The following is a 23,480-nucleotide window of genomic DNA, read 5'->3' on the forward strand; positions in this document are numbered from 1 at the left end:
TGTGGGACTAGTCGCCGGGGCGCAGGAGTTTGCTGAGGGCGGCGGCGTGCGGGCCGGCGGCGGCGCTGGCGGCGGCTTGCATGGCGCGGTAGTGGGTCAGCACTTGCATGCCCGTCGCGGTCACCTTGGCGCCACCGCCCCGGCTGCCGCCGGCCGCGCTGCGCACCAAGGGCGCGCCAAAGCTGCGGTTCATGATGTCCACCAGCAGCCACGCGCGCCGGTACGACATGCCCATCGCCCGCGCCGCTGCGCTGATCGAGCCAGTCCGCCCGATCGCGTCGAGCAGGTCGGCCTTGCCCGGCCCCATGGCGATCTTGCCGCCACGCAGCAGGCGCACCTTGACGGCGATACCCTCGTCCATGCGCCCCGCCTTGTCGTCGTCCTTGTCGTCCTTGTCGTCCTTGTCGTCCATAGCGCCTCAGCCGCCCGAGACCAGCGCCGCTGCCTTGACCTGGGCCCACACTTGCATGCCCACTTCCAGCCCCAGCTGGTCGCGCGAGCGCCGCGTGATGCGCGCCAGCAGCGTCGTGCCGCCCGCGTCGAGCCGCACCATGACATGGGCTGGATCGTTGCCGGGAGTCATTTGGGCGACCGTCGCACGCAACTGGTTGAGGATCGAACTGCCGGCCTGCGCCAGCAAGGTCACGCTGACGTCGCGTGCCAGCACCCGCAGCCGCAGCCGCGTGCCCGGCGCCAGCGCCGTGTGCGCGATGAACATGGCGCCGCCGGCCGCCTTCAGGCACAGCAGGCCGTAGACGCTGTCGATAGCCTCGACCACGGCGTCGACCAGCGCGCCGGCATCGTCCTGCATGGCGCGCGTGACCTCGGGCCGCACCAGGGTGTCGGCCGCCGGCCCGCTGGCGAGCACGCGGCCGCCGTCAAGCAGCACGATGTGGTCGGCCAGGCGCGCCACTTCCTGCGTCGAGTGGCTCACGTAGAGCATGGGAATGGCCAGCTCGGCCTGCACCCGCTCCATGTAGGGCAGCACTTCCTCCTTGCGCCGCCCGTCGAGCGAGGCCAGCGGTTCGTCGAGCAGCAGCAGTTGCGGGGCGCTGAGCATGGCGCGGGCGATCGCCACGCGCTGGCGCTCGCCGCCCGACAGGCCGTCCGGACGGCGCGCCAGCAGATGGCCGATGCCCAGCAGCGCCACCGCGTGCGCCATCGCCTGGTCGGCGCCGGCGGCGCGCGCCCGCTGGCGGGAAAAATCGAGATTGCCCTGGACCGATAGATGGGGGAACAGGCTGGCTTCCTGGAAGACATAGCCGAGCGCGCGCCGGTGCGGGGGCACGAACACGCCGGCCGCATCATCCTGCCACAGCTGGCCGTTGACTTCGAGGTAGCCGCCCGCGTGGCGCTCCAGCCCGGCAATGGCGCGCAGCAAGGTGGTCTTGCCGGAGCCGGAGTGTCCGAACAGCGCGCTCACGCCGCGTCCCGGCAAGTCGAGCTGGACCTGCATGGCGAAGCCGCTGCGGCGGATGTCGAAGCGCATCCGGATCATCGGGGCGGCCGTCACAGCGTCCTGCGCGGTGGATTGAAGCGGTACAGCAAGAGCAGGGCGATGAAGCTGATCACCAGCATGCCGCCGGACAGCCAGTGGGCCTGCGCATATTCAATCGCTTCCACATGGCCGTAAATCTGCACCGACACCACGCGCGTCTGCTGCGGGATGTTCCCGCCGATCATCATGACGACGCCGAACTCGCCGACCGTGTGGGCGAAGCCGAGCGTGGCGGCGGTGATGAAGCCGGGCCGGGCCAGCGGCAGTACCACCGAGAAGAAGGTGTCGAGCGGGCTGGCGCGCAAGGTGGCGGCCACTTCCAGCGGACGCGGGCCGATGGCCTCGAAGGCGTTCTGCAGCGGCTGGACGACGAAAGGCATCGAGTACAGCAGGGAGCCGATCACGAGCCCGGGAAAGGTGAAGGGCAGCAAACCCAGGCCGAGCCATTGGGTCAGTTGCCCGAGCGGGCCGTTCGGCCCCATCGCCACCAGCAGGTAAAAGCCGAGCACGGACGGCGGCAGCACCAGCGGCAGCGCAACGATGGCGCCCACCACACTCCTGGCGCGCGAACGGGTGCGCGCCAGCCACCATGCGACCGGTGTGCCCAGCAACAGCAGCAGCACGGTGACCGTGCTCGCCAGTTTCAGGGTCAGCCAGACCGCGCCCCAGTCGTCCGCGCTCAGCATGCGGCGCTACAGGTCGTAGCCATAGGAACGGATCACCTCGCGCGCCGGCTCGCTCTTGAGATAGCGCAGGAAGGCGAGCGCGGCCGGCTTGCCCTTGCCCCGCTCCAGCAGCACGGCATCTTGGCGGAGCGGCGAGTACATGCCGGCCGGCACAACCCAGGCCGATCCCGATTGCAGCTTGCCGCCGCTGAACACTTGCGACATGGCGACAAAGCCGAGCGTGGCGGCGCCGGACACGATGAATTGATGGGTCTGGGCAATGCTGTCGCCCTGCACCAGGCGCGGCGCGAGGCGCTCCCGCACACCGAGCTTGTCCAGGGTTTGCATCGCGGCCGCGCCATACGGCGCCAGCTTGGGGTTGGCGATGGCCAGATGGGCGAAGCTGCCTTGCGCGAGCACCCGTCCCTGCGGGTCCACCACGCCAGCTTGCGTGCTCCACAACACCAGCTTGCCGATGGCATAGGTGAAACGGGTTTCGGCGACGGCGCTGCCCTCCTGGCCCAGGCGGGCCGGGGTCTCGTCGTCGGCCGCGAGCAGCACCTCGAACGGTGCGCCGTTCTTGATCTGGGCGTAGAACTTGCCGGTGGCGCCGGCGGTGGCGAGCACCTTGTGCCCCGTCTCGCGCTCGAAGCGCTCGCCGATCTCTTTCATCGGGGCGCTGAAATTGGCGGCCACGGCAACGTGCACGTCCTCGGCGTGGACCGTGCCGGCCATCATCAAAGCAAGCCACACCTTGGCGTATCGTTTCATGCAACACTCCGGTCGGGGATAGAGAGACGCCGCGGACAGCGCTGTATCCGATTATATACGACGCAATGGATGAGACCGGACCTTACAAGCCTGCGGCGCACGCGCAATCATCGCCCCACCTGTGGCATCGACGCGAGCAGCCCGCGCCGGCCAACGGTGGCGCCGACCCGTGGGAAGAGTTGTAGCGGCAGGAAGCTTTGCAAGTTTGCAAGCATATGGCAGGATGCGGGGGCGCGCACTCGCGCGTCTGCCTGCCTGCTTGCGGCCGGGGCCACTTTTGCGGAGTTTTATGTCGATTTCATCAGTACGCAGCATGCTCGCCCTCCTGATCGCCGCGGCGCTGGCCCTGCCCGCCTCCGGCGCCAGCCTGGACATTTCCCTCAAACACGGCAGCGCGCACGAGCAGGACTTGAAAAAACAGCTCGAACGCTTGACGGCCGCCCACGATCTGAGCACGTGGATCCAGACCGACAAGATCGTCGTCGACGAAAAAACGATTCCTCACAGCCATCCGGTGCTCACCCTCCACACCAGGCACTACAACGACGACGGTGCCCTCGTTTCGACCTTCATCCACGAGCAGATGCACTGGTGGCTGTCGCGCCATCGCAGCCAGACCCGCCTGGCGCTGCGCGAGATCAGGCAGCGCTACCCCGTGCTGGCGGTCGGCTATCCCGACGGCGCCGACAGCCTGGCCTCGTCGCAGGAGCATCTGCTGGTGATCTACCTGGAACTCGACGGGGTGGAACGGGTGCTGGGCAAGGCGGAACGCGAGCGCCTGCTCGCCTACTGGAGCAATGATCACTACAAAAAGCTGTACGAGATCGTCGCGCGCGACCGCGAACCGATCGGCGCCATCGTGCGCAAGCACCAGCTGATGCCGTGAGCGCCCGGGCGCTGACGGCCGAACCGGCCGCGCCGGCAGCCCATGCGGCGGCCGGCACGCCGCCCGTTTCGGCGGACAGCGGGGCCGGGACGATGCTCCCTCAGGCCGCCGCTTTTTTCGATACGACCCGCGCCGCAAGCAGCGCACTGGCCAGTCCGACCACGATCGCCGTGGTACTGCCGGAAAAGCCGACCGCCGTGTTGGCGGCGATCTTGCCGACTTTTGGTTTGAGCAATTCCAGCCGGCGCCTGGTCATTTGCGCGCCCAGCTCGTTCAGGCGGTCCTTGTCCAGCATGCGTTCGGCTTCGGGCAGCAGTACGGTTTCTTCATCGGCCACGTGGTGCATCACGTCGCGCATCAATTCATGCAGCAATTGATCGTGGCGGCGGTCGGTCGGCGCGGTTGCGCGCAACTCCGCGATCAGGCGCCGCATCTCATCATGTTCCGGCTCGCTCTTCTGGATCACCGGTTCGGCCCCGTTGAGGCGGCGCAGCACCGGGTAAAACACTTCCTCTTCCAGAGTCGCATGGATTTCCAGCGCGTCGCAAATGGTTTCGGCCAAGGCCTTCTTGACACTCGCGCGAGCGGCGCTCGTGTACTGGTGGAAGGTGACCAGCACGTGCGAGTGATCGAAGCGGATCATGTCGGTTACGGAAGGGCTCAATTTATTCAAAGAAAACATGATGGTTTCTCCTGAAAAGTCGTGCCCTTATCTTAAAGACGCCCGCTTCCTCTGCGCGTAGGACGCCGCCTCATTGGCGTGTCGGCGAACTGCACGAAAAACCGTGCATTCAAGCACGCTCAGCGCTCGTTGCGTCCGTGCAAAAACTCCCGATACCAGTGTCCGCTGCTTTTCACGGTGCGCGCCTGGGTCTCGAAGTCGACGTGAACAATGCCGAAACGGCGCAGATAGCCTTCCGACCATTCGAAATTGTCCAGCAGGCTCCAGGCGAAATACCCTTTCACGGGCACGCCCTGCTCCTGGGCCGCGCGCAGGGCGGCGAGGTGGCGCACCAGGTAGCTGCGGCGCGCCTCGTCGTCGACACTGCCGTCGGCCTGCACCACATCGTCATAGGAGGAGCCGTTTTCGGTGACGTACACCTCGGCCGGCTGGTATTCGTGGGAAATACGCAGCAGCAGTTCGGTCAGGCCGTCGGGCGCGACTTCCCAGCCGAAATCGGTGCGTTCGCGCTCTTGCGGCAAAACCACCTCGGTGCGCAGGAAGCCGGCGCCGGGCGCGTCGCGCACGACTTCGGGGAAATAATAGTTCAGGCCGACGAAATCGGTCGACGCGGCGATGGCCTGCATGTCGCCCTCCAGCACGACGGGCGCGGCGTCGCCCAGCAGCGCCAGGGTTTCCTGCGGATAGCCGCGCCCGTACAGCGGATCGAGGAACCAGCGGTTGCGGAAACCGTCGTGGCGCAGCAGGGCTTGCCGGTCCGCTTCGCTGGCGGAGGCGGCCCGGATCGGGTGCAGGCTGAGGGCGATGCCGACCTGCGCGTCCGGCACGTTGGCGCGGATCACCGGCGTGGCCAGGCCGTGCGAGAGCAGGACATGGTGGCACACCTGCAGCGCGGTCGGCGCATCGCGCAGGCCCGGGGCGTGCATGCCATCGAGATTGCCGTGCATGGCGGTGCACCATGGCTCGTTGTGGGTGATCCAGTGGCGCACCCGGTCGCCCAGGCGGCGCGTGACCACGTCGGCATAGTCGACAAACGCGGCCACGGTATCGCGCCTGGCCCAGCCGCCCTGGTCCTGCAGGTATTGCGGCAAGTCCCAGTGGTACAGGGTAGCCCACGGTTGCAGGCCGCGTTCGAGCATGCCGTCCACCAGCCGCTCGTAGAAGTCGAGTCCCGCTTCGTTGGGCGCGGCCCCGACCCCGCTGACGATGCGCGGCCACGCGATCGAGAAGCGGTAGGCGTTCAGGCCGAGCGACTGGCCGATGTCGAAGTCCTCCGGCCAGCGGTGGTAATGGTCGCACGCCACGGCGCCGTTGGAACCGTCGCGGATCTTGCCGGGGGTGGCGCAGAAGGTATCCCAGATCGACACCGCGCGCGCGTCGGCGCTGCCCGCCCCCTCGATCTGGAAGGCCGAGGTTGAACAGCCCCACAGGAAGTCGTCGCCGAAACTGGCGCGTGCGAGGGGCTGGTGCGGGTCGTTTTTCTGGTTGGTCATAGAGAGATCGGTCAGTGTTAAAGTTGCTCGATGAGAAATTGGAATCGCTTCCACTTTACCACAAAAAAAAGCCCCGGCAAGGACGATGGGGGGGATTATTTGATCGCTCAGTCGTGCTGTTTTGAGCAGTGGGCAGTGGGCACTGACCGCTGACCGCTGAACCGCTGAACCGCTGAACCGCTGAACCGCTGAACCGCTGAACCGCTGAACCGCTGAACCGCTGAACCGTCGTCCCCGCGCAGGCGGGGACCCAAGTCTGTGCCGCAGCCACCGGAGGCTCGACGAACTTGGGTCCCCGCCTGCGCGGGGACGACGGTTCGGCCAGTGGCGGGAACGACGGCTCGACGGCTCGACGGGTGCAAGGTTACCCGCGGCGCTACCGGCCTGCCCCCCCCCTAAATATCCTTCGCCTTCCCCAGCGACGCCCGCATCGCAATCGTCACCGGATACCCATGCGTCACCGGCCGCTCCATGTCGTAGCAGCGATTGAGCAGGCAATTCAAGCCATTCAAGGTCATCTCGGTCCACGGCATGTGCACCGTGGTCAGGCGCGGGGCCGTGTATTCGGCGCTGTTGGTGTCGTCGTATCCAAGCACCGAAACCTGCTCCGGCACCGCCACCCCGGCCTGCTGGAAATACGACAGCGCCCCCACCGCCATGTCGTCATTGGCGCAAAACACGGCGGTAAACGGATAGCCCGATTCGGCCAGCTCCCTGGCCGCTTCCCACCCGCCCTTTGGCGCGAAATCGCTCTCGGCCACCCACAGGCCGCCGATATCGATGCCGGCTTGCGCCAGCTCGCTCAAGAAGCCATCGATGCGCTCGACGTTGTCGGGCGCGCCGCGCGGCCCGGCGATGACGGCGATATCGCGGTGACCCTCGCGCAGCAGCGCCTGCGCCGCCAGGCGGCCTCCGTACAAATGGTCGATGGTGAAGCTCTGCGCGGCGATCGAGGGCACGCTGTGATTGAGCAGCACCAGGCGCGCCTTGCGCGGCCCGAGCGCCTCGATGTCTTCATCGCGCAGCACATTACTCATCACCAGCACGCCGTCGCAGCCGCGCTCCTTGAGAAAATCGATCCCCTGCACGGCCTGGGTGCGCTCGTCGTCGCTGCCGATGCCGAAACCGACCACCATGTTCAGTCCCGCCGCGCGCAATTCCGAGTAAATCAGCTTGAGAATCGGCGTATAGAAGGTGCCGCTCAGGTAGGGAATGTACACGCCGATCATCTGCGAGCTGCCCAGCATCAGCGAACGGGCCGCGTACGAGGGATGGAATTCGAGTTCCTCGATCGCCTTCTGGACCCGCGCCAGGGTCTTGGGCGACACCGCCCCCTTGCCGCTGACGACACGCGATGCCGTTCCAAGGCCGACGCCGGCCCGCAGTGCTACGTCTTTGAGAGTTGCCACGCGCGCTTCTTCCGTTCAAAAATGGGAACTGCAAAAATCGCAGCATACTGCATTCGGGCGCCCTCTCACAAGCGCGCGCCGCGCGCGCCGTGTCACTGCTCGTTGCGCAGGGCGGCGGCGATCAGCTTTTGCGCCTTCTCGACCGGCATCTTGGTATTCCAGAACGATGTCAATACGTCCTGCATGGCGCCATTCTGGTCCGGGGTGAGATAGACCTCGCCGATGCCGACGTGGCGCGTGCGGTCCTTCATGATCGCCATGCCGGCCTTGGCGCAGGGGTCCATGCCGGATGCATCGACGTCGCCGCGGATCGGAATCGAGCCTTTCAACTTGTTGAAGGCGATCTGGGTGCGCGGCGCCACGATCACGCTGGCCAGCAGCTTCTGGTACTTGATCTGCTGCGCGTTGTCGGTCTTGGGGAAGACGAAGGCGTCGCCCTGGATCAGATACGGCGAGCGCGGGCCGAAGCCGGCGATGCAGCCATATTCCTTGCCGGCGCTCTGGTGCGCCGCGCCGAATTCGCCCTTGGCCCAGTCGCCCATCACCTGGATGCCGGCCTTGCCGGCAATGACCAGGGCGGTGGCGTCGTTCCAGTTGCGGCCCGACGCGCCGGCGTCCACATACGATTGCAGGCGCTTGAAATTAAGCAGGACGCGGCGGAAGGCCTCCGAATTGATGGCCGCCGGGTCACGGTCGCGCAGCACTTTCAGATACAGCTCGGTGCCGCCCATGTGGGCCAGCATCGACAGGAACAGGATGTTTTCCTGCCACGGCTGGCCGCCGTGCGCGAGCGGAATCAAGCCGGCCGCCTTGAGCTTGTCGAGCGCGGCGAACAGTTCGTCGACACTGGCCGGCTCTTTCGCAATGCCGGCCTTCTGGAAGGCGGCCTTGGAATACCAGATCCAGGCTTGCATGTGGATGTTGACCGGCACCGCGTAATAATGGCCCTTGACCCGGATCACGCTCAGCACCGGCTCGGGCAGGAACTTGTCCCAGCCTTCCCTGAGGGCGACGTCGTCGACGTTATTGAGCATGCCCTGCTCCACCAGGTCGGTGAACTGCTTGGTGGTGTTGAACTGGGCCGCCATCGGCGCATTGCCGCCGACGATGCGGTTGATCGCCACCGCGCGCGCCTGGTCGGCGCCGGCGATCGCGGTATCGGTCCAGACGCCGCCGGCGGCGCGGTAGGCGTCGGCGATGGTGCGCACCGCGGCCGCTTCGCTGCTGGAAGTCCACCAGTGGATCACTTCCGTCTTGGGAGCGGCGCCAAAGGCGGCGCCCGCACTTGCCAGCGCCAGCGCGGCGGCCAGAATTCGTTGTTTCAACATGGTCTCCTGTGAAAGCGGGTCTGCGTCCGCCTTGGATTGGAAGGCTTTCCAATCTTGTCGGTTGACTATATCATTCAACGAATTTCAGTGTCAACGCGTAAGGCCATCGTGGCGCTGCGTGACATCGTTTTCACCCCACTTTGCAGGGAGCCGCCGTGTTCAATCCGCGTCCGCAGGTCCGTTACGTCGCCATCGCCGGGCAGGCGCCGTGCGTCATCGTGGACGATTTTCTGCTCGACCCGCATGCCGTGGTCGCGCACGCCGTCGCCGCCCAGGACCGCTTTGCCGTCGACCCGGCCAATTACTATCCCGGCCCGGAACTGGACCTGGGCCGGGAAACGGCCTTGCGCCTGGACGAATTCTTCATCCAGCATGTGCGACGCGCCTTGGGCGCCCAGCGCACCATCAGCGTGGCCGCGCGTCTGGCGCTGGCCACCCTGCCACCGGAGCGCCTGCATCCGCTGCAGCGCCTGTGCCATCGCGACTGCGCCGACCTGGCGCCTGGTGTGGGCGCGGCGGCGGCCGTGGTGTACCTGTTCGACGATCCGCGCCTGGGTGGCACCAGCTTTTACCGCGCCGCCGGCTCGCTGGAAGAGACCGCGCGCGTGCTGCGCGCAGCCCATGCCGGCACGGCAGCGCACACCGGCGCCAGCGGCTATCTGACCGCATCGAATGCCCACTTCGAGCAATTGTGCACCATTCCCGCGTGCTTTAACCGGGCCATTTTCTATGATGGCACCATTTTCCACGCGGCCCAGATCGAGGTGCCCGCCCTGCTCCACGGCGACCCGGCCCGCGGCCGGCTCACCATGAATGGCTTTTTCCGCTTCCGTCAACGCAGCGCCTGACACCCCGTGAACATGCATATGCGGCGAGGGAGGCGTTGTTTTACAGCAAATATCGGCCAAACTTGTTCCCATAACGATACCCGGAAGCATTTTATAAACTTGATGGATATATAATTTCGCCTGCGTTTGCTAAATGGCGACATTTGGCGACATATTTTTACAAACCATCTACAGGATTTCACGTGAAAAACACACTCGCTATCGCCATGCTGGCCGCCGTAGGCGCTCCGATGGCAGCACATGCCGAAAGCACCTACGTTGGCGCCGGTATTGGTGCCGCAGAACAAGTTCTGAGCATCAGCGAAGGCACTTTCAAAGACCGCGCTGCTGGCGTCAAGCTGTTCACCGGTTACAACTTCGACAAGAACTTCGGCGTCGAAGCCGGCTTTACCCACTTCGGCAGAGCCGAAACCGGCGGCAACCGCAGCGGTTCGCGCGCGCGTTCGTTCTACGCCGCCGGCACCGTCACCCTGCCGCTGGGCGAGAAGTGGGCCCTGACCGGCAAGCTCGGTATCGCCAAGAACCGCACCATGCAGCTCGTGGTTGGCGAAGGTGACGACAAGCAGAAAAAGGCCGATGCGCTGTTGGGCGTTGGCGCAAACTACGCTGTGACCAAGACCATCGCCGCGTTTGTCGAATACGAAAACTACGGCACCGTCGCAAAAGGCAAAAATGGTTCGCTGAAAGCGACGATCCTGTCGACCGGCATGCGTTTTTCGTTCTAAGCTGTCCGTTCCACAAAAAAACCGGCTGCGTGCCGGTTTTTTTATGTCCCGCGTTTATGCCGCGCGCCGCATCGGCGGCGCCTGGCAATTGGCCTTGATGAAGGCCTCGTGGCTGGACATCGCGTCCACGCATTTGCGGATCACCGCCTGCGTCCCCTGCAGGAAATCGGCAATCTCGTCCGGGGTGCGCTGGTCGACCACCGGATTGTAGCCGCGCGCGCGCAAGCCCTGCCCGTGCATCACCTGCAGCCAGCTATCCTCGGGAAACAGCTCCTCGTTCTCGCGCAGAATCCGCCCGTGGCTGGCGTACAGGTCGAGTTTACCCCGCAGGGCGGCCGGCACTTCCATGTCGCGGCAATAGCGCCAGAACGGCGAATCGTCGCGCGTGCTCGCCTTGTAGTGCAGGATCAGGAAATCGCGGATCTGATCGTATTCCTTGTCGCACAGGCGATTGTAGGTATCGATGTCGACCTGGTCGAAGCCTTTGTCGGGGAAGAAGCTGATCAGGCGCATCAGCGCCGTCTTGACCATGTGGATGCTGGTCGATTCGAGCGGTTCCATGAAGCCGCCCGACAAGCCGATCGCCACGCAGTTCTTGTTCCAGGCGCGCTTGCGCTTGCCGGTGGTGAACTTGAGCAGGCGCGGTTCGGCCAGCGGCTGGCCGTCGAGATTGCGCATGAGGATGGCCTGGGCTTCGTCGGCGCTCATGAACTTGCTCGAAAACACGTGGCCGTTGCCGGTGCGGTGCTGCAGCGGAATGCGCCACTGCCAGCCGGCCGTGTGCGCGGTCGAGCGGGTCAGCGCCGCCATCGGGCCGTGCGCTTCGCAGGGCACGGCAATGGCGCGGTCGCAAGGCAGCCAATCGCTCCAGTCGTCATACCCGGTGTGCAGCGCCTGTTCGATCAGCAAGCCCGCCATGCCGGAGCAATCGATGAAGAAGTCGCCGCCGATGCGTTCGCCGTTTTCCATCAGCAGCGCGGCGATCGATCCATCCGGGTGCAGCTCGGTGTCGATGATGCGCCCCTCGGTGCGCTGCACGCCGCGCGCTTCACTGTAGGTGCGCAGGTAGCGCGCATACAGGCCGGCGTCGAAATGGAAGGCATAGGACAGGTCCGCCAGCGGCGAATTGGGCAAGTCCGGACGCCCGCGGCTGAACTTGCCCAGGCGCGCGGCCATGGTGTTGATCGAGTACGGTTCCAGGCTGTCGGCCTGCCCGGCCTGGTGCATTTTCAGCCAGTAGTGGAAGAAATTGGCGGTCGGCTGGTCGCGTCCGACCGAGCCGAAACCGTGGATGTAGTTGCTGCCTTTATATCCCCAGTCGATGAATTCGATGCCGAGCTTGAAGCTGCCCTGGGTGGCGCGGATGAAGTCGTTCTCATCGATGCCCAGGTGCAGGTTGAAATTGCGGATACTGGGGATGGTCGCCTCCCCTACTCCGATGGTGGAAATCTGGTCGGACTCGATCAGGCGGTAATGGTGGCCCACGGGCAGCAGCTGCGAGAGCGCCGCGGCGCTCATCCAGCCGGCGGTGCCGCCACCGACGATCACGATCTGCTTGATGCCTTGGTCTGTCATCTGGTTCTCCGGTCAATGCTGACGAAGTAAGTATGTATGCTGAGTACCCATGCAAAAAAACCGGCGTGGCCTGGGGACAGGTCACACCGGTCCACCGCGCGCCTTGCGGCACGCGGGGCTCGCCAAACGGTGGATGTCAGTTACGCATTTAATAATTGAAGCCGGCGCGCACGCCGAACATGCGCGGCTCGATATAGCTGGCGATCATCTGCCCCCCCAGGCCGCTGTTGCCGGAGGTTTTCACCCGCTTGTCCGACACGTTGCGCACATACAGTTCCGCATGCCAGTTGCCGTTCGGCGCATCGACCCGGAACGAGGCGTCGCCGATCGCGCTGGCTTTCTGGAAGCGTCCGATGTGCTCGAACTCGTCGTTGCGCACGTCGAAGTAGACCTTGTCGCGCCAGTTGACCTTGAAGTACGGGGTCAATTTGTAGCCGCCGTCGAGCACGAACGCTTGCGAGGCGTGCAGCATGACCGTGTATTTCGGCGCGTTCGGCAAGCGGTTGTTGGTCACGTCGTACAAGCGCTTGCCGTTGTCGGGACCGGCGCCGGCGTAGGGAGCCGGGCAGCGCGTCTGCTTGAACTCGGCGCGCTCGTCGCACAGGTAATCGTCGCTGTAGGCGCCGTAATCGCGGATCGAGGTGTTCAGGTTCGAGAAAGCGCCGCCGACCTTGGCGCCCTTCCACGGCTTGTAATCCCACTCGACTTCGATCCCCGAGATGCGGGTGTTGCCGACGTTGATGGTGCGCCAGGTTTCGTACACGTCGCACTTGGGCTGGTCGCTGGCGCAGGGCTTGCCGTCGTCCGGCCGGTATTTCGAGACGAAATAGGTGTTGGTCAGTTGCTGATCCTTGTAGCGCATCATGAAGGCGACGGCCGACACGCTCAGGCGGTTCTCCAGGAACTTGCCCTTGTAGCCGAATTCAAGATTGGTGACCAGCTCCGGCCGGTAGGGCAGGAAGGTTTCCACACCTTTCTTGCCATCGACGCAGGTGTGGCCGCCGCAGCTGTCGACCTTGTCGCCGAAGCCGCCGGCCTTGTAGCCGGTCGACAACGCGGTGTAGGCCATCTGGTTGTCCGTGACCTGTTTTTGCAGGCCGAGGCGCCAGGTGACTTTCTTCCATTCATCCTTGTGGTCGTTGGGCGACGGCCGTCCGTAGCCGGAATAGGCGTCGACGCTGCCGCCCATGCCTGGTTTCAGGTCGGTGGACTGCGGAAAGCGGTAGCCGGGGGTGTTCGGGGTGCCGCCGTTGTACTGGCCGCGGTAAAACGCCGTGTCGCCGGCCCAGCCGCCCAGGTTCAAGCCATTCTTGTCTTCCTTGGAGTCGATGCTGTAGCGCGCACCGGCGGTGGCGGTCCAGTTCGGGATGAATTTCCAGTCGGCTTGCGCGAACACGGCCTTGGCGTCGACCTGGCGGTCCGGCTGCGAGTAAAACGAGCCGGAAGCGATGCCGTGCGGCTTGCGGAAGAAATCGACGACTTCGTAGTTGATCTGGTTTTTCTCGTGCATCCAGAACAGGCCGGCCACGTATTGCAGGGTGTCGAACTGCTGCTTGAGCTGCAATTCCTGCACCGAAGACTTGTATTTCGAGTCCCAGGTGGCCTGGTAGCGATCATCCAGCGGCCAGGTGCTCCAGTTGGCCGCGTCCGGACGGTTCGGGTAGTCGGCCGTCACCTGGAATGGCAGCGCGGCAGTCAAGCCCTTGTCGGCATCGTACAGCTGGGAACGCTGCTGGTTGGCCAGCATGAAGCTGTAATCGATGCTGGTGTGCTGGTTGACGTTCCAGCTCAGCCCGGCGCGCAGGGACTTGATCGTCATGTCGGTCTTGCCGGGCACGTTGATCAGGAGGTCCCACTGGCCGCCGCTGCAGGCGTAGCGCGTGCCGGCGCCCTGGTCGCAGTCGCGGAAACTCGTGTTGCCGGCGCCATTGTCCTGGAACAGCTCGTAGGCGGCGTTGAGGGTCAGGTCGGGGGTGATCTTGAACTTGGCCGCCAGGCGCGCCGCATACTCGTCCTGGTTGGTGTAGAAATCCTTGGCGCCGACCGGGTGGTTGTAGCGCTGGTCGACGTCGGGAATGCCATCCGGAATCCAGCCCCTGGACGGCACGTTCGCTTCGCGCGTGTCCGACATCTGGTTGGCCCAGCCGTTGCGGGTGACCTTGGTGAACGAGCCGCGCAGCGCCAGCTTGTCGTTGACGGCGATGTTCTGGATCAGGTTGACCTGCTTCTTGCGGTAGTTGCCGATATCGACTTCAGCCTTGCCGTAGGTGCCAGAAAAGTCCGGCTTGGCGGAGATGACGTTGACGCTGCCGCCGGTGGAGTTGCGTCCGAACAGGGTGCCCTGCGGGCCGCGCAGCACTTCCACCTGGTCGACGTCGAACATGAGCGCCTGGGCGCCCTGCGGACGGGGCGAGTACAGGCCGTCGATGTGAAAGCCGACGGCGGGGTCGCCGATTTCGGTCGTGTTCGAGGACGTGATGCCGCGGATGGTGATTTGCACCGCCGAATCGCCGGTGGCCTGGAAGGTGACGTTGGGAATTTCGTTGGCCAGATCCTTGGCGCTGGTGATGCCCATGCGGTTCAGGTTATCCTGGCTGAAGGCGGTCACCGCCAGCGGGGTTTTGAGCAGTGAGGTCGAGTAGCGGGTGGCGGTGACCTTTACTTCGGGAATGAATTCCTTATCGCTGTCGCCGGCCGCGGCGGGCGCCTGGGCATGGGCGGACATGCCGATCAGCCCGCACGCGCTGGCAACGGCCAGGCTGACCAGGGTCCTTCTTGTCTTCGGATACAACATTGCGTCTCCTCGTTGATTTTTATGCTTATCGTTTTTAGTCCGCGGCCGGGACGGCGCCGCGTCTTCACTCCACTACACCCCTGCTGCCGCCTCGGCAACACCTCCATGATCGGCTGTTGCTGCACCTCCACATAAATTGGAAACGCTCCCAATCGATGAGCAAAATATATCACTCAATGTTTTTCAATGTCAACGAGACTTTGTCAGGAGTTAAAAAAGCAACAGACGGGGAAAGCCTGGCGCGCGCGGCCGCCGGCATCGTCCCGCCGCATCGCGGGCGGGCGGGACAGTGGGCGCGGCGCCACCGGCATGCGCACCATCGATCAACGGCCAACCGGATATTCCAGGGCCTTGTTGATGATGATCGGCAGCGGCACATCCCTGCCGGAATCGAATGCACGGTTCATGAGCTTGATGTCTTCCGCCGGGATAACGACAGGCCAGCGATCCTTGTTGCTGGTGCTGCGTACCGGCGTTTTCGAGCGGTTCAGGTTCTGGATTCCCATGGCGATCTGCAGGGAGTAATCGGTCGCGGTAGCCCCAGCATCGAAGGCGCGGCTGCCCGGATAATTGGCGAACCAGCGCGGCGCATCGGCTTGCGAGGGGGCGATCATGGGCGAGCGCGATGGCGTTTGCGCCGTCGCATGGCAAGAAATGCAGGACGAGCGCGGATTATCCACCGGGCCGTTGAGCCTTCCCTGCGCGCCCAGATGCTGCGGCGTGTCATTCATCTTGTTGATCCATTGCTGGTTTTTGGCGAGATCGTTGCCCCACATGACGCCCACTAGTTGCATTCTTTCCCATGGCGTGGCGCCGGGCGCATTGCCGTTGTACGACAGCGTGGTGAATACCCATCCCGTCTGCGCCGCGCGCGCATCCTTGATGGCGATATCGACTTGCAACAGCCGCACGGTTTGCGGCCGGCGGACCAGGGCGCCGTTCGGACAGGTGGCGCCGGAAAATACGTGCACATTGGCGCGCCATTCGACAGTGCCCTTGAGATAGGGAACTTCCGTGTCCGGTGCCGTGGTAAATAATAACTTCGCGATGACCGTGCCATCGGGAAATTGCGACAATGCCGGGTCCGGGCTGCCAGGTTTTGCCCAGATTTTGCCGACCTGATATCCGCCGGGAGGGTTGTAGAATCCGACTGCCCAATTCTGAAAACACCTGGTCTGGGCCGGACCCAATTCCCCTGTTCCGGCTGAGCCCGGGGCCGGGGTGGTCCTTTCCCTGGTCAGTCCGCGAATGAACTCCCGACCGGTATCGCCATAGTGCATCCAGGGCGCGTGATACCACTTGCGGACGGTGTTGTTGCGCACATCCCAGGCCGCCTGGACATTGCCGTTTAGTACGTATTGGTACACCGTGCGGGCATACAGCTCTGGCTCCACGGTGGGATCGATGGCTTGCCAGGGAAGCGGATCTTGCGGGAGCGTCGCCGGATAATCCTGGCTGAGTTTAAATACCGGACCTGTCCAGCCGGCAGGAATTTTATCGTTGGACGACGGAAAATTTTGCGCCATGACATGTTGATGGTAGGTGCCGGCAACAAGCGCGATCAGCATGCAGGCGCATTTTGTTGCGACGATTTTTATCGGCCGCGCTATCTCCGGGCTATTGCATCTCCTGTTCTTGCAAGCACACATGATTCATCCCTCCGCAGCGAGTTAGATTGCACAGCGTCACCTGTTTCAGATAAGCCATTCAAGGTCATCGGCTATCCCGACTACGGTATATGCAGGCGTGCGGGCGCGGATTGACCCATTCGCTCATCCGAAGACATCGTCATTACTGCGGGTTTTAGGTATTGATGGAATCTGCTGTGCCGGTGCCTCGGCCAAGCGCTGCCGGCATGATGGCGGGCAGCGCACTGGCGCCGGAGAGATGAGGTTTGCGATGGCTGCGTATAGGGAGGTGAGCTAACGCGGTTTCCGCCCGGACGCATGTTGACGTGCTGCGCAACGGGCGGTACTGCGGCTTGCCGGCTCAGTCATGAGCTGGACGAGGCGCGCAGGTCGTCCACGGCGTTGCGTCCGAACCCGGGCGCCAGCAGGTAATCGGCCACGCCGGCGGCGCACTGCTCGGGCGAGCTGAGTGCCCCATCGCGCTGCAAGGCCAGGAAGCGCTCGCGCTGCGGAAAGCGGCTCTCTGGTGTAGCCCGGATCCGCGCCTGCATGGCGGTATCGATGACACCCGGGGCCAGGCTGCAGATGCGCACGCCGGCGCCATGCGCTGGCGGCGGATGGTCAAGCGCCACCGCGCGCGCATGATGGTCGAGTGCGGCCTTGGTGGCGCCGTACACGCTCCAGCCCGTGTAGGCATTGCGCGCGGCGCCGCTCGACACGTGCAGGATGCGACAGTCGGCCTGGCGGGCGGCGGCGGCCACGGCGGCGGCCAGCATCAGCGGCGCGGCCACGTTCAGCGCCACCGCTTGCGCGACCGCCAGCGGGTCCTGCTCGTGCAGCGCGCCGACCGGCTCCACCGTGCCGGCGTTATTGATCAACAAGACCTGGGTGCTGGCGCCGAGGAACTCGCCCAAGGCGGGGGTGGCCAGCCATGCGGCCAGCGCGGCGCTGTCGGCCAGGTCGGCCTGGTGTTCGCGCAGCAGCGGGCCGAAGCGCGCCGCCAGTTGCGGCGCCGTGCCGCGCGCCAGTCCCAGCACGGTGATCCCACGCGTCATCAGTTCGGCCGCCAGGGCGGCGCCCAAGCCTTGGGTGTGGCCGCTGACGACGGCTACCGTGACGGCCGCGCTCATGATTCCGTTGGCTGGGCGGCCGCCTTGCGGCGGCGGTAGTCGGCGTCGATGCTTTCGCCGCGCTTGCTCAGGACCGGCACCCTGCGCGAGAACATGAACTCGACCTTGGCGTCCGGATAGATGTGCACCGACAGGTAGTGCGCGTCCGACGGAATCTCGCCCATGGTGGGGGTGTTGGACGAGCGCACGACCTGGCCGTCCTCCTCGTCCTTTTCCTGGCCCTCGAGCGCGCCGACACGCCAGCTGACCGTCTGCGGGCCGTTGGAAAAGCGCGCGCCGACCTTGCTGCGGCGCCCGCTGTACGGGTACGGCCCGGCGCCGCCCACGCGCACGCCGCCGACGGTCACGTCGAGCAAGGTGCGGTTGGAATAATTGAAGATTACGACATCAAGCACCTTGTCGGTCTGGGCCGTCGCGGCCGATGTTCCCAGCAGCCACAGGGCGGCGCCTGCCAGCAAGGTGCGGCGGGAAACGATCTTGTTCAGCATGTCATGCTCCAGCAGTTTGGAAAATGGACATTGTGAACGAAAATCACGGCGCCGACGAGGGTTGTCGTCGTCGGGCGCTTGCCTCAGGGTGGTTTTCGACATCGTTGAAGCGGTTGGGCTCTATGACGTTTTCGGTGAAACTTGACGACCGCCACGGTATCGCCTAGTTGAAACCGACCGCTTCACGGCGGCCTGCAAGGGATTGTCGGGTAAATGAGCGAGTTTGGACATGCGCAGATAGGCGATAGCGATGAAGTTGGCGGCGGTCCGGAAGCCGCGCGCTGCTCGCTTGGCTTGCTGAAGCATGCCATTCATCACTTCGACATAAGCGTTGCTGCGGCCATCGAGCATGCCGCGCACGATGCCTGGCAGGCGCTCGCGCAGCGTCAGCGCCAGTTTCTTGAACGGCTCGAGTCGGCTTCGGCGGGCCCACGCTATCCAACGCTCCAGCGCCGCCTGCGCCGCTTCCGCGCTGTTGGCGGCCGCGGCGTGCCGATAGGTGTCCCGCAATGCTTCTTTCAGCCGCCACGCCCTTGCGGTCTTGAGCCGGGAACGCTGCAAGAGATACATCGTGTCGCGCTGGCGCGCCGTCCAGCTGTGCGCGTCGCGGCGCATGCCCCACATCAACGCACGGACGTCTTGCGTTCGGTCCCCAAGGCGCTGCGAACGACGCGCGGATGCTTCGCCATTTCCAGCTTGCGTACCTTGTCCATCGCATCGTTGGCCAAGGCGATCACGTGGAAACGGTCGAAACTGATCTGGGCCTGCGGCAATTGCTCGGTGACGCCTTTGATGTAGGCCTGGCCCATGTCCATGCAGACGTGCTCGATCCGCTGCGGCTGCCCGCCATGGGCGATCAGATCGGCCTTGAAAGCGACCACCGTCTCGTGGTCGCGGCCTTCGGTGGCGAACAGCAGGCGCTTGGCATCCAGGTCGTGAACGACCGTCACGTACTGGTGACCGCGCCGAAGGCTGGTCTCGTCGATTCCGATGAGCTTCACCTCGCTCATGTCATCCTTGCCGCGCGCCACCGCGACGTAATGGCCGACGCTGCGCCACAGGCGATGCGCCGTCACACGCAGCAGCCGGGCGGTCTCGGCCACGGTCATTGTTTGGCACAAGGACATGGCCAGAACCTCGAACAGCAGGGTGAAATGACTGCCAGGGCGCGACCATGGCACTTCGATGCGCGAGGTCTTTCCGCAGGAGCGGCAGCGCACGCGCGGTACTTCTGCGTGCACCCAAGCTTCAAATTGAAAGAAATCGAGGTGCCGCCAGCTGCGCTGCATGCGGCTGTGGATCTTCTGCGCCGGCGCCTTGCAGGCGGGGCAGGCCATTTCCTCGCTTTGATAGCGAACTTCAAAGTCGATCCGTTTCGCTCCCGTGTCGAGCTTCAATTCGCTCACCTCCCACGGGGCTTGCAAGCCCAGTGCGGTGGTGAACAGGGTTTCCATGCCAATACTCAAACTACCCTCTCCAGCCGGAAACGCCGGCACGCCTGTTGTCCAAGGTCGCCGCCACGGCCTGCCGCGTCGGCGGCCATGGACCAGCGTATGCGCCCTGCATGCCCTCAAGGGTGCGCGACGCCGGCACGCGCGCAGCGCGCGCCGGCCTTGACCGCACTCCGGGACGGTAGAACCTCACAGCATAGCCGATGTCAAGTTTCACCGGAAACGTCATTGGGCCCAAAATATTCTGCGGACTTGTCCCGCCTCCATGTTCCCGAGGCTTCATCGGCGCACACAGGAAAGCAAACCAGTGCCAGCAGTAACAAACCGAAAAACTTGAATAATTGTAGATACATATACCGTCCCATAAACCTGCTGCCGCTTGACCATCCCTCGGTCTATTTATTTGTGACACCGGCAAATTCCAGACGACATTCCTTGTATTTTGCATACTCAGGCAACTCAGCAAAAAGGGCAAGTTTTGAAATATCCCCGCAATTAAAAGTCAGATTGAGTAAAGCGTCGTTATACGCATGCCTCATAACTACTTGTGGGGACTCGTGGGATCATGTACCCATCCGTAGCTGGCCGCTCTTCAAAGCCAGGCACGTTTTGCGTACACTGCTCATCAACGATACCCGACTGCCGATTTCATGACCCAAGCCCTGCACAGCCAAGCTCGTACCACCCATCTGACACGCGAGGAAATTCGAACCTCCACGCTGTCCCAGGCCGAGCTTGCCCGGCTCTACAATGTCTCGCGCCAGACGATTCGCAAGTGGCAGGATCGCGACAGTCCTGTCGACCGCTCGCATTGTCCGCTCACGCTGAACACGACGCTCACGCCGGCGCAAGAACTCATCGTCGTGGAGCTGCGCACGACGCTCTTGCTGCCCACTGACGACCTGCTGGCGGTCACCCGTGAGTTCATCAATCCGGCAGTCTCCAGAGCCGGTCTGGGGCGCTGCCTGCGTCGCCACGGCGTGTCGGATCTGCGTGACCTCGTCGCTCTGCAGGAGCCTGAAAAGCCGGTCGAAAAAAAGTCCTTCAAGGACTACGAGCCGGGCTTTTTACACATAGATATCAAGTACTTGCCGCAGATGCCGGACGAAACAGCGCGTCGCTATTTGTTCGTTGCCATCGACCGTGCAACGCGCTGGGTCTACATGGACATCTACGCCGATCAGACCGACAGCAGCAGTGTCGATTTCCTGGCGAAGGTGACGGCAGCCTGTCCGGTCAAGATCGTCAAGCTGCTCACCGATAACGGCAGTCAATTTACAGACCGTTTTACTAGTAAGAAAAAAGACGCCGAGGGCAACCGGATACCCAGTGGCAAGCATGTGTTCGACATCCTTTGCAAGCAGCTCAAGATTGAGCACCGGCTCATTCCGCCACGCCACCCGCAAACCAACGGCATGGTGGAGCGCTTCAATGGCCGCATCAGTGAGATCGTTAATCAAACCCGGTTTGGTTGCGCAGCCGAGCTCGAAGCAACGCTGCGCAATTACGCCAAAATTTACAACCCCAACATTCCTCAGCGCGCGTTAAACCCACCTCGTTATACACAAATCTTGCGCGGCGCCGACCGTTCTGAAAATCTGTTTACATTCAATGGCTTAACGCGCCCCCTTGTAAACTCGCCGCGTTTCAGGTTTACTCTCGTCTTTTGCGTGGACGAATTGGCGACAGTACCTGCACCTTGGACCGAGACGGAATTTGAACAACTCGACCTGGGCGATGCGCGCCTGAACAAACGAGCGAGGATCTTGATGGAGCGATTTGCGGCTGACCCGACGGCGAGCGTGCCAAAGGCGTGTCAGGGCTGGGGCGAGACGATGGCGGCGTATCGCTTCTTCGACAACGACAGCGTCGACTGGGAGGCGATCATGGCGCCGCACTGGCAGCAGACGCAGCAACGCATGGCCGCGCTGCCGGTTGTGCTGTGCCTGCAGGACACGACTGAACTGGACTTCAACGGCCAAGGCGCGTTCGGCCTCGGCCCGTTGAGTTACGAAGCCCAGCGCGGCATGTACCTGCACCCGACCTACGCAGTCACGCCTGCGCGCGAGCCGCTGGGCATCATCGACGCGTGGATGTGGGCGCGCGAAAAGAAGGACAAATCAGGTGCGCGCGGCGGGCCGAAGGAGAGTTTGCGCTGGATCGAGGGCTACGAGCGGATCGCGGAGGTGGCGGCGCAGTTGCCCGGCACACGGCTGGTGTATGTGGCCGACCGCGAGGCCGATCTGGTGCCGTTGATGCTGCGCGCCCAGGAACTGGCCACGCCGGCCGACTGGCTGGTGCGCGCCAAGCACAACCGCTGCCTGCCCGACGGCGAGAAGCTGTGGCAGCACACGAGTGCGGGCGCGCCGATCGGCGAGCTGACGTTCGCGATGGCCGCGCGGCACGGGGTGAAGGCGCGCACCGTGCGCCAGCAACTGTGGGCACGCACGGTCGCCCTGCCTGCGGGCAAAGGAAAGAGCGTCCTCGCCACGTGCGTGATCGCGCGCGAGATCGACGCGCCGGACGGCGTCAAACCAATCGAGTGGCGCTTGCTGACCAACCGCAAGGCCGCCACGCCCGAGGCGGTCGTCGAGCTGATCGACTGGTACCGCGCGCGATGGGAAATCGAGATGCTGTTCGACGTGCTCAAGAACGCCTGCCGCGTCGAGGCGCTGCAACTGGGCTCGATCACGCAGCTTGAACGGGCCTTGGCGCTGTTCATGGTGGTGGCGTGGCGCATCGCACGCCTGATGCGCTTGGGCAGGACCTGTCCGGATTTGGATGCGGAACTGTTCTTCGACCCGGACGAGATTCAAGCAGCCTACCTGCTGCGCAAAAAGACGCCGCCGGAGAAGCCGCGTCTGAACGACGTTCTGCGCCAGATCGCCTGCATCGGCGGTTTCCTCGCCCGCAAGAGCGATGGCGAGCCCGGCGTCAAGACCATCTGGCTCGGACTGAAGGATGTTCACGTGGCGGTCGAAACGATACGCGCGCTACGGGGAATTGGCGCGCTGAACACTTGTGTATAACGAGGTGCGTTAAACCATCAAACGCCGGTTCAGGCACTCAAGAAATGGCATGAAGAAAAGCCGGATCTGTTCTTAAAACGCGTATATAACCAAGCGGGTCTTGACACTTAGCCATGATTCCGCCGCCGTAACCGATCAGATTTCGTCCGGCATCACTAAAAAGCGATGAAAAATCGTGCTCTCCTGATGTCGGCCAGTTCAGAAAAATCGTTTTGCAGTTGGCTCACTTGCCCGTCAATTAAATGCCCAACGCCAATGGTGCAGTAATTTTTATGATCGTTATACGGCTCAAGAAAATCATCTTCCAGGTTGCCATTTTCCCAGATACGAATAAAGTCCATCCCCGCTTTCGACACCCAAAGGCTAGATGGCTTCTTCCGGGTCGATGGAGGTGGCGTGGCCGTGCGCCGGCTGGAAGCGCTGGGGCTCGCTCTCGCCGACCACGTCGCCGCCCGGGGTGGGCGCAATCCCGCCTTCACCCTGGCCGTTGTACGGGCGCCCACGATCAGCGGCCGGTCGATGTCGTTTTCGATGAACTGGACCAGCACTTCCTGGCCAATGCGCGGCAGGAACTGCATGCCCATGCCGCCCCCGGCCGAACGCTGGGCGACCCGCACCCAGCACGTGGCATCGGCCTCGCTCTGCCAGTGATGCCGAAAGGCGAACCAGCACGAAACAAGTTACAGTTTCTGGAACTTGCCCGTTTCGAGAAGTTGGTAGCGCTTTTTTCCATGCGGATCATAGCATGCGTAATTGTTGAAGGCTTCCTTTCCCACGTGTTCCTTCAGCAGGGATTGGAATGTCCGGGAGTAAGAGTACGGTGTTTTCTCCAACTTAGCGGTACACCCAGGAAGCATGATAACGTTGTTGACGATCTGCGCGGAATCAAACTTATTTGCAGGAATGGATTGCTTATCACCGAAGTACTCGACCGTCTTATCGAGCTTCCACGCCCGTGACAGCTCATCCGCGCTCGCACTGCTGCCGAACAGTCCGCATACAAGAAAAAAAGTACCAAGAAAAAAACGCATTATCGTCCAGTTAGTGAGTTGAGTCATACACGCCATGCCGAAAAATAGC

At 63.5% G+C, this 23,480-nt stretch carries 19 protein-coding genes and 3 pseudogenes; 5 read left to right on the forward strand and 17 right to left on the reverse strand.

All coding sequences use genetic code 11. From position 1 onward, the window contains the following. Positions 1-7 precede the first annotated feature (7 nt). Genes IV454_RS27730 through modA form a run of 4 tightly spaced genes read right to left on the reverse strand, consistent with a single transcriptional unit; the run spans position 8 to position 2,934 of the window. Positions 8-412, reverse strand: coding sequence for a winged helix-turn-helix domain-containing protein (locus IV454_RS27730; protein ID WP_370663759.1), 405 nt, complete (start codon positions 410-412; stop codon positions 8-10). Between the two features lie 6 nt (positions 413-418). Next, positions 419-1,498, reverse strand: a complete 1,080-nt coding sequence (gene modC / locus IV454_RS27735; RefSeq protein WP_206092872.1) for a molybdenum ABC transporter ATP-binding protein — start codon at positions 1,496-1,498, stop codon at positions 419-421. 11 nt (positions 1,499-1,509) lie between these two features. Continuing rightward, positions 1,510-2,184, reverse strand: a complete 675-nt coding sequence (gene modB, locus IV454_RS27740; protein ID WP_206088779.1) for a molybdate ABC transporter permease subunit — start codon at positions 2,182-2,184, stop codon at positions 1,510-1,512. A 6-nt stretch (positions 2,185-2,190) separates the two neighbouring features. Next, positions 2,191-2,934: a molybdate ABC transporter substrate-binding protein gene (gene modA, locus IV454_RS27745; protein ID WP_206088780.1), complete on the reverse strand. Its 744-nt coding sequence runs from the start codon at positions 2,932-2,934 to the stop codon at positions 2,191-2,193. Between the two features lie 289 nt (positions 2,935-3,223). Between modA and IV454_RS27750 the strand changes: the two genes are divergently transcribed. Then, positions 3,224-3,820, forward strand: a complete 597-nt coding sequence (locus IV454_RS27750; RefSeq protein ID WP_206088781.1) for a hypothetical protein — start codon at positions 3,224-3,226, stop codon at positions 3,818-3,820. Positions 3,821-3,920: 100 nt separating this feature from the next. Here the strand turns inward: IV454_RS27750 and IV454_RS27755 are convergent, their stop codons facing one another. The 4 genes from IV454_RS27755 to IV454_RS27770 form a co-directional block, all read right to left on the reverse strand. After that, the gene (locus tag IV454_RS27755; RefSeq protein ID WP_206088782.1) at positions 3,921-4,502 is read right to left on the reverse strand and encodes a hemerythrin domain-containing protein; all 582 of its coding nucleotides are present in this window, start codon (positions 4,500-4,502) and stop codon (positions 3,921-3,923) included. Between the two features lie 119 nt (positions 4,503-4,621). Then, complete coding sequence (locus IV454_RS27760) at positions 4,622-5,995, reverse strand: GH1 family beta-glucosidase (protein ID WP_206088783.1); 1,374 nt, start codon at positions 5,993-5,995, stop codon at positions 4,622-4,624. A gap of 395 nt (positions 5,996-6,390) precedes the next feature. After that, positions 6,391-7,404 (reverse strand): LacI family DNA-binding transcriptional regulator, encoded by a 1,014-nt coding sequence (locus tag IV454_RS27765; RefSeq protein ID WP_206088784.1) that lies wholly within the window; start codon positions 7,402-7,404, stop codon positions 6,391-6,393. Positions 7,405-7,496: 92 nt separating this feature from the next. Continuing rightward, the gene (locus tag IV454_RS27770; protein ID WP_206088785.1) at positions 7,497-8,732 is read right to left on the reverse strand and encodes an ABC transporter substrate-binding protein; all 1,236 of its coding nucleotides are present in this window, start codon (positions 8,730-8,732) and stop codon (positions 7,497-7,499) included. Positions 8,733-8,887: 155 nt separating this feature from the next. Between IV454_RS27770 and IV454_RS27775 the strand changes: the two genes are divergently transcribed. Continuing rightward, positions 8,888-9,580, forward strand: a complete 693-nt coding sequence (locus IV454_RS27775; RefSeq protein WP_206088786.1) for a DUF6445 family protein — start codon at positions 8,888-8,890, stop codon at positions 9,578-9,580. Between the two features lie 182 nt (positions 9,581-9,762). Next, a complete protein-coding gene (locus tag IV454_RS27780; RefSeq protein WP_206088787.1) occupies positions 9,763-10,305 on the forward strand; it encodes an outer membrane beta-barrel protein in 543 nt (180 codons plus the stop codon). Between the two features lie 54 nt (positions 10,306-10,359). Here IV454_RS27780 and IV454_RS27785 read toward each other — a convergent pair whose 3' ends face one another. From IV454_RS27785 to IV454_RS27810, 6 genes and pseudogenes are all read right to left on the reverse strand, one after another. Further along, on the reverse strand, positions 10,360-11,880 hold the full coding sequence (locus IV454_RS27785) for a tryptophan halogenase family protein (RefSeq protein ID WP_206088788.1): 1,521 nt from the start codon (positions 11,878-11,880) through the stop codon (positions 10,360-10,362). 148 nt (positions 11,881-12,028) lie between these two features. Next, complete coding sequence (locus IV454_RS27790; RefSeq protein WP_206088789.1) at positions 12,029-14,674, reverse strand: TonB-dependent receptor; 2,646 nt, start codon at positions 14,672-14,674, stop codon at positions 12,029-12,031. 323 nt (positions 14,675-14,997) lie between these two features. Beyond that, positions 14,998-16,242, reverse strand: a complete 1,245-nt coding sequence (locus tag IV454_RS27795) for a hypothetical protein (RefSeq protein WP_206088790.1) — start codon at positions 16,240-16,242, stop codon at positions 14,998-15,000. 425 nt (positions 16,243-16,667) lie between these two features. Beyond that, positions 16,668-17,432, reverse strand: a complete 765-nt coding sequence (locus tag IV454_RS27800; protein ID WP_206088791.1) for an SDR family oxidoreductase — start codon at positions 17,430-17,432, stop codon at positions 16,668-16,670. After that, entirely contained in the window at positions 17,429-17,920 is a 492-nt protein-coding gene (locus IV454_RS27805; protein WP_206088792.1) for a hypothetical protein, read from the reverse strand. Before IV454_RS27805 ends, IV454_RS27800 begins: the two co-directional genes overlap by 4 nt. Before the next feature lie 120 nt (positions 17,921-18,040). Further along, positions 18,041-19,386: pseudogene (locus IV454_RS27810) on the reverse strand (ISL3 family transposase). Positions 19,387-20,021: 635 nt separating this feature from the next. Between IV454_RS27810 and IV454_RS27815 the strand changes: the two are divergent. Continuing rightward, a pseudogene (locus IV454_RS27815) lies at positions 20,022-20,948 on the forward strand (IS481 family transposase); the annotation flags it as partial. Between the two features lie 93 nt (positions 20,949-21,041). Beyond that, positions 21,042-22,400 carry an IS4 family transposase gene (locus tag IV454_RS27820; RefSeq protein ID WP_441294979.1) on the forward strand — a complete coding sequence of 453 codons (1,359 nt, stop codon included), beginning with the start codon at positions 21,042-21,044 and terminating at the stop codon, positions 22,398-22,400. A 155-nt stretch (positions 22,401-22,555) separates the two neighbouring features. On the opposite strand, the gene IV454_RS33635 is transcribed toward IV454_RS27820, so the two are convergent. The 3 genes and pseudogenes from IV454_RS33635 to IV454_RS27835 form a co-directional block, all read right to left on the reverse strand. Continuing rightward, the gene (locus tag IV454_RS33635; RefSeq protein ID WP_206088793.1) at positions 22,556-22,741 is read right to left on the reverse strand and encodes a hypothetical protein; all 186 of its coding nucleotides are present in this window, start codon (positions 22,739-22,741) and stop codon (positions 22,556-22,558) included. A 46-nt stretch (positions 22,742-22,787) separates the two neighbouring features. After that, positions 22,788-23,056, reverse strand: a pseudogene (locus IV454_RS33640) (phage baseplate assembly protein V); the annotation flags it as partial. Between the two features lie 24 nt (positions 23,057-23,080). After that, on the reverse strand, positions 23,081-23,458 hold the full coding sequence (locus IV454_RS27835; protein ID WP_206088794.1) for a hypothetical protein: 378 nt from the start codon (positions 23,456-23,458) through the stop codon (positions 23,081-23,083). Between the last annotated feature and the right edge of the window lie 22 nt (positions 23,459-23,480).

Origin of the sequence: Massilia antarctica, assembly GCF_015689335.1 — a bacterium.
Taxonomy (GTDB): Bacteria; Pseudomonadota; Gammaproteobacteria; order Burkholderiales; family Burkholderiaceae_D; genus Telluria_A; species Telluria_A antarctica.

What these genes read in the sequence shown, in the direction of transcription:
- IV454_RS27730 (WP_370663759.1), bottom strand. Translation starts at nt 412, where the DNA reads ATGGACGACAAGGACGACAAGGACGACAAGGACGACGACAAGGCGGGG.
- modC (WP_206092872.1), bottom strand. Translation starts at nt 1,498, where the DNA reads ATGATCCGGATGCGCTTCGACATCCGCCGCAGCGGCTTCGCCATGCAG.
- modB (WP_206088779.1), bottom strand. Translation starts at nt 2,184, where the DNA reads ATGCTGAGCGCGGACGACTGGGGCGCGGTCTGGCTGACCCTGAAACTG.
- modA (WP_206088780.1), bottom strand. Translation starts at nt 2,934, where the DNA reads ATGAAACGATACGCCAAGGTGTGGCTTGCTTTGATGATGGCCGGCACG.
- IV454_RS27750 (WP_206088781.1), top strand. Translation starts at nt 3,224, where the DNA reads ATGTCGATTTCATCAGTACGCAGCATGCTCGCCCTCCTGATCGCCGCG.
- IV454_RS27755 (WP_206088782.1), bottom strand. Translation starts at nt 4,502, where the DNA reads ATGTTTTCTTTGAATAAATTGAGCCCTTCCGTAACCGACATGATCCGC.
- IV454_RS27760 (WP_206088783.1), bottom strand. Translation starts at nt 5,995, where the DNA reads ATGACCAACCAGAAAAACGACCCGCACCAGCCCCTCGCACGCGCCAGT.
- IV454_RS27770 (WP_206088785.1), bottom strand. Translation starts at nt 8,732, where the DNA reads ATGTTGAAACAACGAATTCTGGCCGCCGCGCTGGCGCTGGCAAGTGCG.
- IV454_RS27785 (WP_206088788.1), bottom strand. Translation starts at nt 11,880, where the DNA reads ATGACAGACCAAGGCATCAAGCAGATCGTGATCGTCGGTGGCGGCACC.
- IV454_RS27790 (WP_206088789.1), bottom strand. Translation starts at nt 14,674, where the DNA reads ATGTTGTATCCGAAGACAAGAAGGACCCTGGTCAGCCTGGCCGTTGCC.
- IV454_RS27795 (WP_206088790.1), bottom strand. Translation starts at nt 16,242, where the DNA reads ATGCTGATCGCGCTTGTTGCCGGCACCTACCATCAACATGTCATGGCG.
- IV454_RS27800 (WP_206088791.1), bottom strand. Translation starts at nt 17,432, where the DNA reads ATGAGCGCGGCCGTCACGGTAGCCGTCGTCAGCGGCCACACCCAAGGC.
- IV454_RS27805 (WP_206088792.1), bottom strand. Translation starts at nt 17,920, where the DNA reads ATGCTGAACAAGATCGTTTCCCGCCGCACCTTGCTGGCAGGCGCCGCC.
- IV454_RS33635 (WP_206088793.1), bottom strand. Translation starts at nt 22,741, where the DNA reads ATGGACTTTATTCGTATCTGGGAAAATGGCAACCTGGAAGATGATTTT.
- IV454_RS27835 (WP_206088794.1), bottom strand. Translation starts at nt 23,458, where the DNA reads ATGACTCAACTCACTAACTGGACGATAATGCGTTTTTTTCTTGGTACT.